This window comes from Methylobacterium mesophilicum (genome assembly GCF_022179445.1).
Classification (GTDB): Bacteria; Pseudomonadota; Alphaproteobacteria; order Rhizobiales; family Beijerinckiaceae; genus Methylobacterium; species Methylobacterium mesophilicum.
Map to the genome: position 1 here is coordinate 1 of NZ_BPQU01000076.1, position 2170 is coordinate 2170.

The 2170-nt window shown below is 64.0% G+C and carries 2 protein-coding genes; both read right to left on the minus strand.

From position 1 onward, the window contains the following. Positions 1-130: 130 nt before the first annotated feature. Positions 131-967 (minus strand): alpha/beta fold hydrolase, encoded by an 837-nt coding sequence (locus tag MFF40_RS28250; protein WP_147853705.1) that lies wholly within the window; start codon positions 965-967, stop codon positions 131-133. Between the two features lie 29 nt (positions 968-996). Further along, positions 997-1992, minus strand: coding sequence for an MBL fold metallo-hydrolase (locus tag MFF40_RS28255; protein ID WP_147853706.1), 996 nt, complete (start codon positions 1990-1992; stop codon positions 997-999). Positions 1993-2170 lie beyond the last annotated feature (178 nt).

Here is a 2170-nt window from a genome sequence, read left to right on the forward strand (position 1 = left end):
CTAAGCCAGGCAGTAGCGATCACAGAGTTGGATCAAGCTACCCGCAAGCGGCCCCCCTGAATTTCGGAGAAGGATGGCAAGCGGAAGTCGGCACGAAGTCCGGAAGCAGACCTTCGGCCCCGCGCCCACCTCACGCCCTTACGAAGGCGAGTAGGTCGGCGTTGAGCACGTCCGCATTGATCGTCAGCATGCCATGGCCATAGCCGGGATAAGTCTTCAGCGTGCCATTGCGCAGCAGCTTGACCGACTTCGGCGCCGCCGCGACGATCGGCACGATCTGATCGTCCTCGCCGTGCAGCACCAGCGTCGGAACGCCGATCGCCTTCAAATCCTCTGTCTGATCGGTCTCTGAGAACGCCTTAATACCTTCGTACTGCGCCAGGGCAGAGCCCATCATGGCTTGCCGCCACCAGTTCCGGACCACACCCTGCTGGACCTGAGCGCCGTCGCGGTTGAAGCCGTAGAACGGTCCCGATGGGACGTCGAGGAAGAACACGGCGCGGTTGCCCGCGAGCGCTTGGCGGAAGCCGTCGAATACTTCGATCGGCAGTCCTTCCGGGTTCGCTGCGGTCTTCAGCATCAATGGGGGCACGGCGCTCACCAGCGCCGCCTTGGCCACGCGACCCTGAGGCTCGCCGTATCGCGCGACGTAGCGTGTGGCCTCGCCGCCGCCAGTGGAGTGGCCGATGTGGATGGCGTTCCTAAGATCGAGATGCTCGACCACAGCGGCGGCGTCGGCCGCGTAGTGGTCCATGTCGTGCCCGTCCGACACTTGTGCCGAGCGGCCGTGGCCGCGGCGGTCGTGGGCAACGACACGGTAGCCGTGCTTGAGGAAGAACAACATCTGCGTGTCCCAGTCGTCCGACGAGAGCGGCCAGCCGTGGTGGAACATGATCGGCTGCGCATCCCTCGGACCCCAGTCCTTATAGTAGATCTCGACGCCGTCCTGGGTTGTGATTGTGGCCATGATGCTTCTCCTCAATCCAAAACTGCGTCTCAAATTCCTTCATAGACCAGACGGGTGAAGAGCGCTGGACTGATGACGGACCGGTACCATTTCGCGTCGTGCGCCGCGGTCGGGCGGGCAGCGACAGTCGCCTCTAAGGATAGGCCTCGCCTCTTCAAGCCGGCGACGTTCGCACGCACGTCCACCAACATGTCATGGAAGTCGCGCAGCTGTGCGCGAGTACCGACCGGCGCTCCATGGCCAGGGATGACGATAGTCTGATCTGTCGTCGCGGCTATGTTCGCTTCAGCTGCGGCGATCGTCCCGTCGATGTTGCCACCCGTGGAGTAATCGATGAACGGGTAGATGCCGTTCCAGAACGTGTCGCCAGTGTGCAGGATGTCGGCCTCGACGAAGCGGACGGAGATATCGCTGTCCGTGTGGGCGGAGCCGTAATGCTTCAGCATCAGCGTGCTGCCGTTCAGCTTGGTCTCGTGCTCGGACGAAAACACCTGCGTCGGCAGCGCGTTGGGTGGTGCCGCGGGGAAGTCGTGGTCCCAGTCGTCCACGCGCTGCGCGGCCGCGAGGTGCTTGCGGGTCTTCTCGTGGGCGAGGATCTCCGCCCCTTCCGCGTTCAGCCAAGCGTTGCCGTCCGCGTGATCGAAGTGCCAATGTGTGTTGATGAGATGGGTGATCGGCGCGTCGCCGAGGTCGTTCAGCGCCGTCAGCATCTGGGCGCGCGACACGCCGATCCCGGCGTCCACCAGCAGCTTCCCGTCCGGCCCGGTCAGAACCGCGACGTTGCCGCCAGACCCCTCCAGCACGGCGACACCCCCGCGCAGCCTATGGACCGTGATCGGCGAGCGGGTGGCCTCGAACATAATCGTGTCCACAATGCCGCGCGCCTGTGCGAACGCGGAGCGGGGTGAGAGCCAGCCGCTCGCCGTCGGCAGAGCAGATGCGGACAGACAGCAGAGGCAGAAGCCGCGGCGTGATAGGGAGAACGATTGTCTCGCGACGCCGGATGCAGGTTCACGGGCGGTCATAGTCTGTGCTCCGAAGATCAGGTTGTCGGGGGCCTCACATCAGGCAGTCCTTCCGCTCCGAAGAGCTTCCGCACTGCTTCGCATCGCCAAAGCGAGCGCCGCGCATGAGCGGCGCTCGCGGGTCCTAGCACTACTTTGGCATTTTGACTTCAGGGTGGCAGATTGAGAACGGCGTCAC